The sequence below is a fragment of the Enterobacter sp. UCD-UG_FMILLET genome (genome assembly GCF_000762975.1).
Lineage (GTDB): Bacteria > Pseudomonadota > Gammaproteobacteria > Enterobacterales > Enterobacteriaceae > Enterobacter > Enterobacter dykesii.
In genome coordinates this window covers 15,060-29,490 of record NZ_JRJC01000010.1, presented here as the reverse complement: position 1 = coordinate 29,490, position 14,431 = coordinate 15,060, and the positions used below count along the sequence as shown (strand labels likewise).

16 protein-coding genes are annotated in these 14,431 nt (G+C 50.7%); 7 read left to right on the top strand and 9 right to left on the bottom strand.

The features are described 5' to 3' along the window. Positions 1-177: 177 nt before the first annotated feature. The gene (locus LA04_RS05045) at positions 178-564 is read right to left on the bottom strand and encodes a winged helix-turn-helix transcriptional regulator (RefSeq protein WP_047650699.1); all 387 of its coding nucleotides are present in this window, start codon (positions 562-564) and stop codon (positions 178-180) included. 308 nt (positions 565-872) lie between these two features. Between LA04_RS05045 and LA04_RS05040 the strand changes: the two genes are divergently transcribed. Further along, entirely contained in the window at positions 873-1,448 is a 576-nt protein-coding gene (locus tag LA04_RS05040; protein WP_047650698.1) for a YceI family protein, read from the top strand. A 216-nt stretch (positions 1,449-1,664) separates the two neighbouring features. Further along, positions 1,665-2,264 carry a nitroreductase family protein gene (locus LA04_RS05035; protein WP_047650697.1) on the top strand — a complete coding sequence of 200 codons (600 nt, stop codon included), beginning with the start codon at positions 1,665-1,667 and terminating at the stop codon, positions 2,262-2,264. A gap of 196 nt (positions 2,265-2,460) precedes the next feature. Here the strand turns inward: LA04_RS05035 and LA04_RS05030 are convergent, their stop codons facing one another. Continuing rightward, positions 2,461-3,651, bottom strand: coding sequence for an MFS transporter (locus LA04_RS05030; RefSeq protein ID WP_047650798.1), 1,191 nt, complete (start codon positions 3,649-3,651; stop codon positions 2,461-2,463). A gap of 86 nt (positions 3,652-3,737) precedes the next feature. Between LA04_RS05030 and LA04_RS05025 the strand changes: the two genes are divergently transcribed. After that, entirely contained in the window at positions 3,738-4,532 is a 795-nt protein-coding gene (locus tag LA04_RS05025; protein ID WP_052119522.1) for an AraC family transcriptional regulator, read from the top strand. A 163-nt stretch (positions 4,533-4,695) separates the two neighbouring features. Here the strand turns inward: LA04_RS05025 and LA04_RS05020 are convergent, their stop codons facing one another. Further along, positions 4,696-5,727 (bottom strand): zinc-binding alcohol dehydrogenase family protein, encoded by a 1,032-nt coding sequence (locus LA04_RS05020; protein ID WP_047650797.1) that lies wholly within the window; start codon positions 5,725-5,727, stop codon positions 4,696-4,698. 248 nt (positions 5,728-5,975) lie between these two features. Here LA04_RS05020 and LA04_RS05015 point away from each other — a divergent pair, with 248 nt between their 5' ends. Together LA04_RS05015 and LA04_RS05010 are read left to right on the top strand one after the other, a co-directional pair. Beyond that, complete coding sequence (locus tag LA04_RS05015; RefSeq protein WP_047650695.1) at positions 5,976-6,866, top strand: LysR family transcriptional regulator; 891 nt, start codon at positions 5,976-5,978, stop codon at positions 6,864-6,866. Between the two features lie 122 nt (positions 6,867-6,988). Next, positions 6,989-7,591 (top strand): site-specific integrase, encoded by a 603-nt coding sequence (locus tag LA04_RS05010; protein WP_047650694.1) that lies wholly within the window; start codon positions 6,989-6,991, stop codon positions 7,589-7,591. A gap of 78 nt (positions 7,592-7,669) precedes the next feature. On the opposite strand, the gene LA04_RS05005 is transcribed toward LA04_RS05010, so the two are convergent. Beyond that, complete coding sequence (locus LA04_RS05005) at positions 7,670-8,590, bottom strand: AraC family transcriptional regulator (protein ID WP_012540028.1); 921 nt, start codon at positions 8,588-8,590, stop codon at positions 7,670-7,672. A 104-nt stretch (positions 8,591-8,694) separates the two neighbouring features. On the opposite strand from LA04_RS05005, the gene LA04_RS05000 reads away from it, so the two are divergent. Further along, entirely contained in the window at positions 8,695-9,528 is an 834-nt protein-coding gene (locus LA04_RS05000; protein WP_047650693.1) for an oxidoreductase, read from the top strand. Positions 9,529-9,747: 219 nt separating this feature from the next. Here LA04_RS05000 and LA04_RS04995 read toward each other — a convergent pair whose 3' ends face one another. Further along, positions 9,748-10,743, bottom strand: coding sequence for an IS110 family transposase (locus LA04_RS04995; protein WP_047650692.1), 996 nt, complete (start codon positions 10,741-10,743; stop codon positions 9,748-9,750). A 434-nt stretch (positions 10,744-11,177) separates the two neighbouring features. On the opposite strand from LA04_RS04995, the gene LA04_RS04990 reads away from it, so the two are divergent. Beyond that, positions 11,178-11,981, top strand: a complete 804-nt coding sequence (locus LA04_RS04990; RefSeq protein ID WP_047650691.1) for a DUF4225 domain-containing protein — start codon at positions 11,178-11,180, stop codon at positions 11,979-11,981. On the opposite strand, the gene LA04_RS04985 is transcribed toward LA04_RS04990, so the two are convergent. From LA04_RS04985 to LA04_RS04970, 4 genes are all read right to left on the bottom strand, one after another. Then, positions 11,959-12,282: a hypothetical protein gene (locus LA04_RS04985; RefSeq protein ID WP_047650690.1), complete on the bottom strand. Its 324-nt coding sequence runs from the start codon at positions 12,280-12,282 to the stop codon at positions 11,959-11,961. The genes LA04_RS04990 and LA04_RS04985 overlap by 23 nt on opposite strands. Before the next feature lie 14 nt (positions 12,283-12,296). Further along, a complete protein-coding gene (locus LA04_RS04980; RefSeq protein ID WP_047650689.1) occupies positions 12,297-13,067 on the bottom strand; it encodes a TraX family protein in 771 nt (256 codons plus the stop codon). Between the two features lie 345 nt (positions 13,068-13,412). Then, the gene (locus LA04_RS04975; RefSeq protein WP_023345532.1) at positions 13,413-13,913 is read right to left on the bottom strand and encodes a hypothetical protein; all 501 of its coding nucleotides are present in this window, start codon (positions 13,911-13,913) and stop codon (positions 13,413-13,415) included. Between the two features lie 12 nt (positions 13,914-13,925). Next, complete coding sequence (locus LA04_RS04970; protein ID WP_047650688.1) at positions 13,926-14,420, bottom strand: thermonuclease family protein; 495 nt, start codon at positions 14,418-14,420, stop codon at positions 13,926-13,928. Positions 14,421-14,431 lie beyond the last annotated feature (11 nt).

Here is a 14,431-nt window from a genome sequence, read left to right as displayed (position 1 = left end):
ATGTACTGGTACAACAAACTGCAGGGCTGGTTGTTAAAATGCTTTTCTTTTCCCTCATGACCAGCAGCAGGCGATGTTGCCTCTGAGCCAGAAGGGGAAGCCGCTTTTCGACGCCTGCAGCCTGCCTTCCTATATGCTCCTGTCAGCCCGCAGCACTCATAAATGAACAATGGCATATCAAAGAGAAGGATCTGTGTCTTTAACCAGAAAGTGACAGTTTTGTTCTACCCACCGGTTGAGTTCATTTGCTGCCTGCCAGAGGGACGTTCCCAGCTCCGTGAGTGCATATTCGACTTTGGGCGGTACTTCACGAAAGACAGTGCGCGTAACAAGATGCCTGCTTTCGAGTTCCTTAAGATTCTGTGACAGCACCTTTTCTGATATGCCCTGAATTTTTCTTCGCAAATCACCCGGCCTCGATGCACCGTCAGAAAGGGCATGAATAATGAGCAATGTCCATTTGCTGATCAGAACTTCCAGAACTTCCCGTGCAGGACAAGCTTCTTTTAATACATCACCGGGATTTTTGTTATCGAGCGTAAAACAGGGGGTGTATTTTTCCATACTTACCTTTAGGTGGGTACTTGAAGATAAGTTAGTCTAAATCTACTATAGCGCTGAAATCAAGAGATTTGCATATGCCATGCTGCTGCGGCTTAACCATCGTAATTATTGAAATAACCAGATAATGAGTTGGTAATGCTAAGTTTGTGACACGATGACGTCAAACGTTACGGACACTGATAGCCATTAACCGCCAGCACGAAAAAAATAATTTTTTGTGTAATAACGGTAGTTTTATCAAATAAGCTGGCTTGCTATATAAGCACCTACGCTAATAAAAATCAATCCTTATGACTCGGGATATATCAATGAAATATCATGTACTTTCTGCTTCACTGTTAGTTTCACTTCTTTTTACTACTGCTGCACAGGCGAAAACAGCGAGTTATAAGCTGGATGAATCGCATACGTCTGTGATTATCAGCTGGAACCACCTGGGTTTTTCGAACCCGACGGCATCCGTCCATCACGTGGATGGCACAGTTAAGTTCGATCCGGCAACGAAAATCTTATCACTGGTTAATATCAACATTCCTGTAGCCAGTATTGATACTGGCGTTCCAGCACTGAATAAAGAGTTTGGCCAGCCAGATTATTTTGATGCGGAGAAGTATCCAGTCGCAAATTTCAAAAGCACCAGTATAAAAAGTAATGGCGATAAGTATGATGTGTACGGCAATCTAACCATTAAATCCATAACCCGACCGGTTATTCTTCATGCAACCCTGAATAAAGCAGGTTTCCAGGCTATGGAGAAAAAAAACGCAGTAGGGTTTAATGTCACTGGTATGATTAAGAGATCCGAATTTAAAATTGATAAATACGTTCCATATGTAAGCGACAACGTCACACTGACCGTGTCTTCGGAGGCATATTCAGAATAATAAGATGTTGAGTCTTTAACGCTTCAGAAGCATGAGCTGATGAAGCATCTTTATTTACAGTCCAAACTTTTGCCAATTTTGCATCCTGTGCGCAATCCTTCGGAAAGGATGAACTAATGAGTCAGCGTGTATCACTGCATGCTGAACCTACCAGTCCGGTCAGAGGGCAAGACGGGAAAAATTATGATGTCAGACAATTCATCTGAGGGCTAATTCATGACAGGTAACTTTTTAGAACTTGCCAGAAAACGGCGCACCATTTATGCACTTGGAAAAGATATTCCTGTCCCAGAGAACGAGTTGATCGGCACTGTCATTGAAGCAGTGAAGCAAGCTCCTTCTGCTTTTAACTCGCAAAGCTCAAGGCTTCTGATTTTACTGGGTGATCAGCATGCTCGCTTCTGGGAACTTACGCGTGAGCAGTTACGAAAAATCGTCCCTGCAGAGAGTTTTTCCGCCACCTCCGAAAAAATAGACGGATTTGCAGCAGCTGCTGGCTCAATACTTTTTTTCGAGGATCAGGATGTTATTAAGTCACTTCAGGAGCAGTTTGCAGCCTATGCTGACAATTTCCCGGTATGGTCTGAGCACAGCACAGGTATTGCACAGTATGCTGTCTGGCTGGCGCTGGCTGAAAAAGGAATCGGTGTCAACCTGCAACACTATAATCCTCTGATCGACGACGATGTTCGCACCGAGTGGAATGTTCCTTCATCCTGGAAACTCCGTGCGCATATGAATTTCGGTGCCATCCTTTTACCCGCTGCAGAAAAAGCCTTTATGAGCGACGAAAAGCGATACATCGTTGCAAGATAGGCCGGAAGATTTGCTTCTCATTACATTTACAGCCAGCGACCGCCCCGAGTGCCGGGGCGGTCGCTTAGCTATCCTCGCCTTAAACGGCCCATCAGCGTAAAACCCGCTGTTTGGGATTAAGAACGGTCCCGACAGCAGTAAAATTATTCAGAGCGACAGTTAATAGCATTCGTAACATAACCGATCGCTCCCCTGCTCAGTCCGGCTGCTGTGCAGGTTCCAGGTGAGCGTTTCGTCCGGCAGCCATTCCGGTGCAGGCACCAGCGATGGCGATTGCTACAGTCATCAGTAACGGTACCGTCCAGCCTCCGGACAGCTCCTGTACTTTGCCCAGTAACAGTGGCCCCATTGCCGCCATCAGATAACCGACACTCTGTGCCATGCCTGACAGCGCGGCAGCATCTCCGGCGTTTTTAGTCCGGAGTCCGATGAAGGTCAGACCCAGCATCATGCTGGCGCCCGAGCCGAAGCCAAGAAGCGCCGCCCACAGCATTGCCAGATTCGGCAAATACAGGATGCCGATATAGGACACCGCGGTTAACAGGCTCACGCCAGCAGCAGCTAATTTCTGATCGTTAAGACGACGCAGCGTGGCGGCCAGAATCAGGCCAGGAATGGCGGTGGTCAGCTGAAGGATGCCGTGTACCTCACCAGCCTGAGCGGAGGAGAGTCCACTGTCCGTAAGAACGGCTGGTAGCCAGCCGACCGCAACATAAAACGGCATCGCATTCAGGCCCATAAACAGGGTGACCTGCCAGGCCAGAGGCGAGCGCCAGACCGCAACGGTCGCCGCTTTTTTCTCCCCCACAGCTGGAAGCTGATGCTTTTCCTTCAACTGGGGCAACCATAAAAGCAGCGCCAGCAGAGGCGCAATCACCAGCATGGCTAACGCGATGTTCCAGCCCCAGCTCTGCGTCAGAGGAATGACAATGGCTGAACCAATAGCACCAGCCGCGCCCATGGTGATGGAATAGGCCCCCGTCACGGAAGCCACGTTGCCGGAAAAATCACGCTTTATAAGGCCAGGCAGAAGAACATTGCCCAAGGCAATCCCGATACCTATCAATATGGTTCCGCCATAAAGCGCCCAGACACTGCCTGTGGAGCGAAGCATAATACCGGCTGAAATCACGGAGAGTGCACCAAAAAGGGTGCGTTCCAGACCGTACTTCCTGGAGACGGAGGCGCTCAGGGGGGAAAAGGCGGCAAAGGCCAGTAAAGGCAGAGAGTTAAGCAACCCAACGGCAGTAATACTTAGCCCAAAATCATGGCGAATTAACTCTAAAACGGGTGCAACAGCGGTAAAAGGAACACGCAGGTTAATGGCGATAAAGAGGATACCGGTCACAAGTATGACTGAAGACCACTTGTTCGTAGTGTAGGACATAAACGGTGCTTTCTCTGAAAAAAGAAAGACTTTAAAGGACGCATGAGTTACATAATACAGATAAACTGACAACATATAACTAAATCATGCCAGTTAATAAAAGGACGGTGACCACACCGGATGAGTTTGATGCTGATGCTTTCAGTCAGGCTGCTATCGCCCTGCAAGTGTCTTCGTCTGGCGAGTATGCCGGGCAGAGTCCGCACGCTCATCGTAAGGGTCAGCTTATTCTCTCTTTGCGCGGTGCAGTAAGCTGTGAGGTTGAGGATGCGCTGTGGCTTGTTCCACCGGGACATGCTGTCTGGGTACCGGGTGAAATCCCTCACAGCTGCCGGGTCACAAAGAATGCAGAGACCTGCTTTCTGTTTATCGAACCCGGCGCGGCAGCGATGCCGGAAACCTGCTGTGCCCTGGCGATTAGTCCTCTGGTCCGTGAGCTTGTTCTGTTTCTGGCAGAGCAGGAACATGTTTATTCGCCTGACAGCAAAACCGCGAGGCTGGCAGCAGTACTGCTGGAACATATTTCGGACGTGCCGGTTAGAGCGCTTCACCTGCCTGTATCCGACCATCCGAAAATCCGGGCTATGGCTGAAACACTTTTTAAGTATCCTGATGACCGGAGGACGTTAAAAGAGTGGGCTGTACACCTGGCAACCAGCGAGCGATCGCTGGCCAGGCTGATAAAAAATGCCACAGGACTGAGCTTTGGTCGCTGGCGTCAGCAACTGCATTTAATGATTGCGCTTAGCCATCTGGCAGAAGGTCAGCCCGTGCAGCGCGTAGCCGGAACGCTGGGTTATGATTCGGTCAGTGCGTTTATTACGATGTTCAGGAAAGCGCTGGGTAAATCACCGACTCAATATTTTTCATCTCTAAACTAATCCAGAAAGACACCAACCGGAATTTTATAAACAATTCCAAGGTCCGCTTCTCGCTCATAGCGGACCTCCAGCTCAGCCAGCATGTCCGCTTTGTGCCAGGAGCCGACATTCAGAATTTACCAGCTACTCATTTATAAAATGATCTAGCTGGTATCATTCAAATTTAATTCTTCGTATTCGCGGGAGAGTTAGCTACCACGACCTTACCTGTTATCCCGCCATTTTCAACAAGCCGATGTGCCTCTCGCAGACGAGCCGCGTCGAGTGGATGGAGCACGCAGTTCACTGTCGATCGCAGCACACCATCATCCACCAGAGCGGCTATCTTTTCGAGAATATGATGTTGTTCAACCATGTCTGGCGTTTCAAAAAGCGGGCGGGTGAAAACCATCTCCCAGTGCAGAGAGACACTTTTGGCTTTGAATGGCACAGAATCCAGCGAATCGTGGTCGGTGATAACCGCGACTTTTCCTTGCGGAGCAATTAATTCCGAAAGCTGTATCCAGTGCTCCGCTGTGTTCGATAGCGCAGCTATGTACGTGACAGGCGGTATGGGTAACGAACTGATTTGCTCATTTAATGACAGGCGGTGATTAATGACGTGATGCGCACCGAGGGCCAGACACCAGTCACGACTTTGAGCCCGGGAGGCTGTGCCAATGACGGTCAGATCTGTCAGGCGACGCGCAAGTTGGATCATCATTGAGCCCACTCCGCCCCCGGCACCTAAAATTAGCAAGCTGCCTGTAGCCGACTTTTTGTCCTGCAGAACGCAAAGTCGCTCAAAAAGGAGCTGCCAGGCGGTCAGGGAGGTTAATGGCAGCGCTGCGGCGGCGGCGAAGTTCAGGCTTTTGGGCATATGTCCTGCGATGCGCTCGTCAACAAGATGAAACTGCGCGTTGCTGCCGCTGCGATGGAAAGAACCCGCGTAATACACTTTGTCACCGGGACTGAACAACGTAACTTTTTCTCCCACTGAATCAACAATGCCAGAGGCATCCCAACCTAAGTAATTAACACTATCGGGTGCATCAACGAGGCCTGCCCGTATTTTGGTGTCTACAGGGTTAACCGAAACGGCGTGTATGGCGACACATAAATCATAGGGGCCGGGTACAGGGCGTTCTGTGGTTACGTCAGTCAGGCAATCCTCTTCACTCAGAACGGAGTTTTTTCGATAAGCAATGGCTTTCATGACCGGGCGTTCACGCATAACCCTCTCCGGAAGTTAACTGTGATTCATCGTTCAAAATGCCGAATGACCTTCCACCGCCGGGGCAATCGGCCTGGCCACGCTCGTCTATAGAATTCAGTACATACAAAAACACCATATTCATCTTCCAACGTGATAAAGAGTTTTTACCTTAGCCGCTTTGGTATCAGGAAAAAACTGGTGTACATTTCCTGTCTTTACGGACTCTGATGTCCGCAATGAGGGATATTATGGACAGCCTCAATAGTTTCCTGGTTTTTGTGCGTGTCGCGGAAGCAGGCAGTTTTGTCGCTGCCGGACGTGCTATGGGTATTTCTGCTTCAGCCGTCGGCAAGAGCGTGGCGCGGCTGGAAGCGAAGTTAAACGTGCGTCTTTTCCACCGTACAACGCGCAGCATAACCCTTACGGCAGAAGGTGAGCGCTTACTGGAGCGAAGCCGACGGATTCTGGCCGAGATAGAGGCAGTGCAAGCAGAGTTGGTAGGTTCCACTAAAGAACCTCGTGGCCGTTTACGTATAAGTTTACCGGTAATGAGTACTCCCTTGCTTCCAGTGCTCGGTGATTTTATGCGGAAATACCCCAAAATTGAGCTGGATTTAGACTTTACCGACAGGCTTGTTGATGTTGTTGGTGAAGGGTTTGATGCAGTTATCAGAGCTGGCGAACCGGCAGACTCGCGCCTCCAGGCGAGGAAACTGGGATCTTTTCATTCAGTGCTTGTGGCATCTTCCGAGTACCTTGCTCAAAAAGGCACTCCCCTGTTACCAGCCGATCTTCTCAGTCACACCTGTCTGCATTATCGTTTTCCACACAGTGGCAAACTCGAACCATGGGAATTCAATAGTGATGACAGCATGTCCGAACTGACGCTGCCGGTTTCTATGATCTGCAATAATATCGAATCGCGGATAAGCTTCGCCCGGCAGGGGCTGGGGTTAGCTTATTTGCCAGAGTTTGCCATCAAAGAACATTTATCTGATGGCACGCTAAGACCTGTTTTAACCGGCTACACAAAACGTACAGGCGTTTTTTATGTTCTATGGCCTTCCGGAAAACACCTGACATTAAAAGTACGCGTTCTCATTGATTTTCTTCGGAAGAGAGTATTATTAGAAACATGATGCGCCCCCAGGTACCGTCGACATCAGTAGTGCGAGGGCTATAGCCAACAGCCTTTAATGTCCGCTTTTCGCTCATGAGGGACAGCCATACTCAGATCACCCACATTTCAGGAGATTTGAGTATGAACACATCACCGTGGAACAAAGACCGTATCATCGGCCAAAAAAGACCACTTCAGATATCTCATATCTGGGGGATCCGAATCAGGCTTGAACTGGAAGGTAAAACGCGCGATTTGGCTCTGTTCAATATGGCCCTGGATAGTAAGCTTCGAGGCTGTGATCTGGTAAAACTCAAAGTATCTGATGTTGCATATGGTAGCTCTGTTTCAAGCAGAGCTACGGTGCTACAACAGAAAACCGGCAGCCCTGTCCAATTTGAGATAACCAAAGGGACAAGAGAGGCTGTTTCTGCATTGATAAAGCTTGGCAATTTACGCGGTAAAGACTACCTGTTCCGATCTCGGGTCGGTATTAACCAACACATATCACCCCGGCAATACAACCGAATTTTTCATGGGTGGGTAGCAAAAATTGGTCTCGAAGATTCTCTTTACAGTACACATTCCATGAGAAGAACAAAACCTTACCTGATCTACAAGAAAACTAAGAATCTTCGTGTGATTCAACTCCTGTTAGGTCATAAGAAACTGGAAAGCACGGTCCGTTATCTGGGTATTGAAGTCGATGATGCGTTAGAGATTTCTGAATCGATTGAAGTCTAAGTTTGTCAGGGCTGCAACAGCAGCCCTGTGCCAAAAGCGGACCTTTCATACTTCTTGGTATATTCAGGCGAATAAGCCTTAATGCGATGAAACAAATATCGACGCTTGCTGTACAGGCGGAACGGCGAAGTATCGCTGCATACGTTTAATCTCCTCTGCGGGTGGCAGACCAAACAGGCGTTTAAACTCGCGATTAAATTGCGACGGACTTTCATAACCGACGGCGTAACTCGCTGCAGCAGCAGTTATTTGCTGACGCACCATCAACATCCGCGCCTGGTGCAGGCGTACCGATTTAACATACTGCATCGGCGGCATCCGGGTTATCGCTTTAAAATGGCTGTGAAACGTCGGCACACTCATTCCGGCTTCCATCGCCAGTTGCGTCAGCGTTAACGGCTCAGCGTAGGTAGCATGGATGCGCTGTAGCACTTTACCGATTTTGCCAAATTGCCCTTGCAAGGTCAGCGCGGCGCGCATGGCATTTCCCTGTGCGCCTGTTAATACGCGGAAATAGAGCTCACGTACCCGTGCAGGACCGAGGATCGCCGCTTCAAGCGGATTGTTAAGGACTTCGAGCAAGTGCCGCACGGCCGTTTTTACCGCGTCGTCCATTGGGCTCGACATCATGCTTTGCGGCGCGGCGAGAGGATATCGGGCGTCATGCTGTTCAATCTGCAACATCAGTTCAGCGGCCAAATGAAAATCCAGATGCATATAAATCGCCAGCAACGGATGTTCAGCGGACGCGTCGGTTTCCATCACAAACGGCACCGGCACCGAAACCGCCAGGTAGTGCTGTTCATCATATAAATAGGTCTGCTGACCAAAATAGCCGCGTTTGCTCCCCTGGCAGACAATCACGATCCCCGGATCGTAAAGCACTGGCGTTCTGGCAAGTGGACGATCGGCACGCAATATTCGCACATCAGGCAATGCGGTAAGGTTATATCCCTCCTGCACCGCAAGTGCTTTAACTAAGGTAATCATCCCGGGCATCACAGCACCTCATAAAATCAGGCAAGAAAAATAGAAGATACGGCCTAAAAATGCGGCAGGACGTAGAATACCATGCAACCTTCATTGTTCATGGGAGTTCTTTTATGACATCTGCAAAAACGATTTTAATCACCGGCGTCAGCAGTGGCTTTGGCCGTGCACTGGCGCAGGAAGCCCTCGCCACAGGCCATCGGGTCATCGGTACCGTGCGCAGCCGCGAAGCACAGCACGATTTCGAGGCGCTTCATTCGCAGCGGGCTTTCGGCCGTCTGCTCGATATCACGAACTTTGAGCATATTGATGAGGTGGTTGCGGAGATTGAGTCTACCGTCGGTCCGGTTGATGTGCTGGTAAACAATGCCGGTTACGGTCATGAAGGCATAATGGAAGAATCCTCGCTCGCAGAGATGCGCCGCCAGTTTGAAGTCAATGTGTTTGGCGCAGTGGCAATGATCAAAGCCATGCTACCGGGCATGCGCCAGCGTCGTCATGGCCATATTATTAATATCACCTCGATGGGCAGTTTCATTACCCTGCCCGGCATCAGCTATTACTGCGGCAGCAAATTTGCGCTGGAAGGAATATCAGAAACGTTAAGTAAAGAGCTGGCTCCGTTCAACATACACGTAACCGCCGTGGCACCTGGCTCGTTTCGCACCGACTGGGCCGGACGATCGATGGTACGCAGCGCTCGCAGCATCCCGGACTACGACGCTTTATTTGATCCGATTCGTCAGGCACGTGAAGAAAAAAGCGGTAAGCAACTCGGCGATCCCGTTAAGGCCGCACATGCCATGCTGGCAATGATTGAGAGTCAGAACCCTCCAACGCATTTATTGTTAGGCAGTGATGCATTAAGTTTAGTGCGGCAAAAGCTCGAGGCATTAGGTAAGGAAATAGAACAATGGGAAGAAATAACACGTTCAACGGATGGCTGATCAGCTGCTGAGACAGAGAGCATACTGGATAATGGATTATGGCTGGTCGCACAAGCGCTCATTTCGCTCGGGCATCATGCTGATGCCCTTGCAGTTCAGCCTTTTTACTTTCAGGCTTCCAGGCTTGCGGTGAAATCAACTTCCGCTCCTCGCTCATAGCGGACTGCGCTCACTTATCGCAGTGAGCGTTACCTTGAGTTTAATGCCTGCCTGGTACAGTCAGGTTGACAGTACCTGTTTCAGGCCTTCGTCATTAAAAACGGTTCCGGTCTTCAGGACGCCATAACACCAGTGCACCAGTTTCCGCATCAGCGCGCCAATGGCCACCATTTTAGGTTTACCCCGCAGGCACATCTCATCGTAAATATTACGCATTCGCTTATTGTAGATTTTTCCGCACAGCGCAGACATGTAAAGCTTCGCTCTCAACTGAGGCGGACCGATTTTCGACATCCGGGGCCGGCTCCGAACCGATGTGCCTGAACGTTTCTCGATCGGCACCACGCCCAGAAATGCGGCAGCCTGCTCAGCTGATGAAAAGTCATGGCTGCGAAGCACGACCAGCATATGCATTCCCAGCTGGGGGCCAACAGATTTAATTGAGGTCAGAAGTGTATAATCACGCCTCAGTGCAGGGCTGGCTTTGATATGCGCTTTAATCTGCCGCTCGATATTGCTTACCTCGTCGCGCAGCAGCTGCGCCATATGCATGCAGGAACTGATAATATCTGCAGGTGTGTCTGTGGACAGGTATTTCTCCAGCCTGTTCTCCTCACGCAGGGCATCACCCAGCAGAACATCCCGCCGTCGCAGGAGTGCACCGAGATATCTGATTTCGGGTGCCGGCGGCTCCCAGCGGTGAGGGTTCTTAAGGAATGCGTAGCAGGCCAGCATATACGCATCCACCTTATCCGTTTTTGTCATTATTCCCATGCCGCGTGCAAACTCTCTGCTACGGTGAGGGTTGGCCAGAGAGACATAGAAACCAGCATCATGTAACTCAGTAGCCAGCCGTTCGTGATAAACCCCGGTAGCCTCCATCACCACATGAACATCTTCCGGACCGCAGTGCTGGAGCCTGAGCCAGCGAAGAATATTTTCAACTGAATGTCTGTTATTTTGGATGTTACGGGTTTTTATGCGTCCTTTGATACCGTCATAAAGCATGCAAAGATCCAGGGTGTTTTTACTTACGTCAATGCCGACTGGAAACATGGTTAAACTCCTCTCACATAAACCGTCACGCCTGTTCGCCTTGTACATACGGAGTCGAGCTCCCGGTAACCGTTCAACCTGATGTGCTGGCGTGAAAGGTGAAGCGGAGGGCCATATGCTGCAAATCAAGGTTCAGCGGTGCCGACTTTTCTGACCTTAAGGGAAGGGGGCGGCTCACTCTGCTTCAGTGGTGGTAGCTAATCACCACAAACTGTTAGATACAAGGGAAGGGATGGGACAGGCAGAACCTTTCAAACCGCAGCGGCTTAAGCCGGTCACGGCGCCCGTCGACTTTCTCTCCCTGTCTGGCTTCAGCTGGCGCCTCCATGCCGCGATGCGGCATCAGTGAGTTCTGCAGGGCAGCGTGCCCTTTTTTTGTTGTCAAAACTCGTTTCGGGAATATGCTTTCAGAAACAGATAAGCGAGGCGATAAAATGGACACGTTGCTTTTACCCGGCCAGAATCCCCGTGCTTGGGCCGAAACCATGATCAACCTTGAGGCCCGGAAACTGGTGAATACGGCCAACACGGTGGCGGCTATGCATCTCCAGGATGGTTTTATCCGGATTCAGTTTGTGGATGAGATCAGGGCATTCATCATGGCCCAGTTTGAGGCCGCGCGCCGGGCGAAAACGGATGATGACTGTATGGCCTGTCTGCGGGCCTTACGGGCTGAGAATACCAGCCTGCTGGAGCAGTCCCGATCGCTAAAAACCGGCTATGCAAAACTCTATGCTGAGGTGAAGGTTGTCCGGGACGAGAACAAAATTGTGGGCTACATCATTTCAGCGGTCGACGTCGTGGTGGCCGGTGCGGCCATCTTTGGTGGGATCGTCATGATGTCCTCCATGACGCCGGTGGGCGTGGTGGCCGGTGCCGTGATTGTTGTTAACGGGCTTAACACTATTTCACGTGAGGCCGCACACAACCTCCTCGGTGATAAGCAGACGGAGGGAATTTTCGCTGACGGCTCGATGGAGGTCGCAGAATTCCTGGGCTTCAGCCGGCAGCAGGGGCTGGGGACCTACAAGGCTGTCACACTCTTCAGCGAAGTCTACGGCGCGTATGGCCTGAGGCTGAAACCCGAAGCACAACGGCTGTGGTACTGGACCAGGCCCGATTTCTTCAGGAAAGTATCCGGCACGCCACGTCCCGCAATGGCGCTTAAAATTGCGGGATGGGGGGTTAAAGCCAAAGTGGCGCTTGATTTACTGACTATTGAGCCTTCCGGGAAATAGTCTTCTGCAGGCGGAATGCTTTCCAGCCCAGTACAGGTGGGAAGGTCACCCAGGCAATGATCAGGACGACAAGGGAACTCATTCCCCCGGAAAGAATGTGTGTCCGGCTGCCGGCAATGAGGGTGACCAGCATAACCAGAACCAGCGCGACAGTGATCCATACCGACACCCGGAAGCGCCGAGAGAGCGCATCGATGAGATGCTGCATGGTGCCTCCGCCTGCTGCAAGCCTGCCCAGTAAATTGTCCACTTCACTCTTGCTGAAACCTGCCTCAAGCAGCTCTTTCTCACTGATAGCCATCACGTCCTCCCTAATCAGGCGAAAGTATACTGTACCAGACCAATAATCCCCAGGTGACCGGCGTAAGCATAATAAAAGAAATTACGCGGCATGAAACGCCTGCGGCCCTCCGGACAGATTTGCCTGCAGAATGAAACCACCACCAGGGGGAATACCAGAGTAGGCAGCGTGGCCAGTAATAATGTTTCTGCGGGCATATCCAGGAGATGCGATAACCCGTTTAAACAAATCAGTGACAGCACGGCAGCGAGGGCTGCCAGCCGCTGCACTCCGGGTGTATCGCGGCCAGAAACCGTTGCCATACTGATGGCCAGCGTTATTCCTGCCAGCCCGTAGCTTGCCGGCTGCAGTGGCCAAATCATGAGGGCCAGGAGCAGATATCCCGCAAACATTCCTTTCCGGCCGTGCCGGTACTGCAGGGCAAGCAGCTGCGTGACGCCGGCAAACACGAACAGAATGTTCAGGGCCCACCAGGGCTGCTGATGCCAGAAGGCCAGGCTGAACACCGGCTGGGTGATGACTGCCCAGATCCACAGACGATTGGCTCTCTTCTGAAGTCGTTCCGGGGTGCGCTGTACGTTCATCGCCCATATAAGCGTGAACAGGGGGAAGGCCATCCGGCCAAGCGCATACATCACCGGCAAGGCTGGCGACAGAAACACCGTATTGATGTGGTCGATAATCATGGCCAGAAGTGCGAGAAGTTTGACCATATCGAGAGCTGCGGGACTGAGCTGGCTGGCGTTCCGGATAGTGGGAAGAACGTCGGGTACTGAACGATTCATGCTGTAGATTCCCCTGGCGACAAGCGGTTAACAGCCAGCCCTGAAAATAATGCCAGAATGCCCTGCCGGTTTGCGTTGTGACCCTGATCTTAAGTTTCTCCAGAATCTTGCGCACCGCAAATTCTGATTTATCACGCAGCACGCGCATTGCGCCTGCCACATCCTTATTCTGAATACAAATACTTAAAATATGAAAATCGTTCACACCGCCCCCTTTCTTACACTCTTATTATCGGCTGCATGAATATTATATTTAGCGGAGTGGGAAAAATCCTAATAAAAAATTCATATTAGCGCCCAAAATCTGGGCAAATGTATCGACCCTTTTATATATATGGCGTTCGCTCATGAATTATCTGTATTATTTGCTGAAATTTTTTCCCTGACCAAAGCGAAATCTTCACGAATAGATTTTGCGGCAGGCTTCCACCCTTTAGCCCATTCCTCGTTCATACGGCCTTCACTGACAATTTTCAGGGTGATGGCATAAGGGGTGCGCTGCAGTTTCTTCGACAGCCAGAGTATATGATCGTCGATTCTGTCATCCGGAATATCAGCAATAATCGAATGAATAAGGTCCAGGTCCTCCGGTGCCCACGGTTTTCCTGAACGCGGAAACACTTCATCCGGAAGGCGTGGTTTTTTTTCCTTTTCTTCTTTTACCTGCTTTTTAGCTTCTTTTTCCGCAGTGATGAGGCGCTGCCGCTCCGTTAACCCTCCCAGAATTGCAACCGTCCTGACCATATTTTCACGCTGCTCACGTGTAATATTTACTTCACCGCATATAATGGCATTTAAAGTATCTACAAGGTTTTCCAGCTTGCTTTCTGTCAATTTTAACGTCATTCGGAAATCTCCTTAATCATTATTCTTTTTTAGCCCATTCTGATGCAGGCTACGCCAGCGCCAGGGCTCAGTCTGACCCGGTTCTGACCAGAGTCCGACTGACTGAAGGCGGGCTTCGGCCTCCAGAACAGCGTAGTCTGGCCGGGTGGGTTTTCCGTGGTACCGGTATGCCCAGGCCAGGCCTTTGCGTATCTGTTCGGCATTCACATCCGTCACGCCAATCCACACGGTACCGAGCAGACGTCCATAGCGATCCTTATCACTTCCGGTGACGGTTACATGCCGCTGGGCCACCATTGATGAGAGTTCCTGACGGGAACGCTGGCCAAAGGGCTGACTCTTTTCCGGCGCATCGATGCCGGCCAGACGAATGCGCGTCAGTTGGTTTCCTGGCTCAAGCATCTCAACGGTATCCCCGTCCAGCACGCGCACAATCCGGCCGCTGAAATCTGCACTGGCCGAAAACGCCATAACGATCAGGATCAGAGAGCAAAACTTCCGTTTCATTATTCGTTATC

Coding starts and splice junctions, on each gene's coding strand:
- LA04_RS05045 (WP_047650699.1), bottom strand. CDS start 564: ATGGAAAAATACACCCCCTGTTTTACGCTCGATAACAAAAATCCCGGT.
- LA04_RS05040 (WP_047650698.1), top strand. CDS start 873: ATGAAATATCATGTACTTTCTGCTTCACTGTTAGTTTCACTTCTTTTT.
- LA04_RS05035 (WP_047650697.1), top strand. CDS start 1,665: ATGACAGGTAACTTTTTAGAACTTGCCAGAAAACGGCGCACCATTTAT.
- LA04_RS05030 (WP_047650798.1), bottom strand. CDS start 3,651: ATGTCCTACACTACGAACAAGTGGTCTTCAGTCATACTTGTGACCGGT.
- LA04_RS05025 (WP_052119522.1), top strand. CDS start 3,738: ATGCCAGTTAATAAAAGGACGGTGACCACACCGGATGAGTTTGATGCT.
- LA04_RS05020 (WP_047650797.1), bottom strand. CDS start 5,727: ATGAAAGCCATTGCTTATCGAAAAAACTCCGTTCTGAGTGAAGAGGAT.
- LA04_RS05015 (WP_047650695.1), top strand. CDS start 5,976: ATGGACAGCCTCAATAGTTTCCTGGTTTTTGTGCGTGTCGCGGAAGCA.
- LA04_RS05010 (WP_047650694.1), top strand. CDS start 6,989: ATGAACACATCACCGTGGAACAAAGACCGTATCATCGGCCAAAAAAGA.
- LA04_RS05005 (WP_012540028.1), bottom strand. CDS start 8,590: ATGCCCGGGATGATTACCTTAGTTAAAGCACTTGCGGTGCAGGAGGGA.
- LA04_RS05000 (WP_047650693.1), top strand. CDS start 8,695: ATGACATCTGCAAAAACGATTTTAATCACCGGCGTCAGCAGTGGCTTT.
- LA04_RS04995 (WP_047650692.1), bottom strand. CDS start 10,743: ATGTTTCCAGTCGGCATTGACGTAAGTAAAAACACCCTGGATCTTTGC.
- LA04_RS04990 (WP_047650691.1), top strand. CDS start 11,178: ATGGACACGTTGCTTTTACCCGGCCAGAATCCCCGTGCTTGGGCCGAA.
- LA04_RS04985 (WP_047650690.1), bottom strand. CDS start 12,282: ATGGCTATCAGTGAGAAAGAGCTGCTTGAGGCAGGTTTCAGCAAGAGT.
- LA04_RS04980 (WP_047650689.1), bottom strand. CDS start 13,067: ATGAATCGTTCAGTACCCGACGTTCTTCCCACTATCCGGAACGCCAGC.
- LA04_RS04975 (WP_023345532.1), bottom strand. CDS start 13,913: ATGACGTTAAAATTGACAGAAAGCAAGCTGGAAAACCTTGTAGATACT.
- LA04_RS04970 (WP_047650688.1), bottom strand. CDS start 14,420: ATGAAACGGAAGTTTTGCTCTCTGATCCTGATCGTTATGGCGTTTTCG.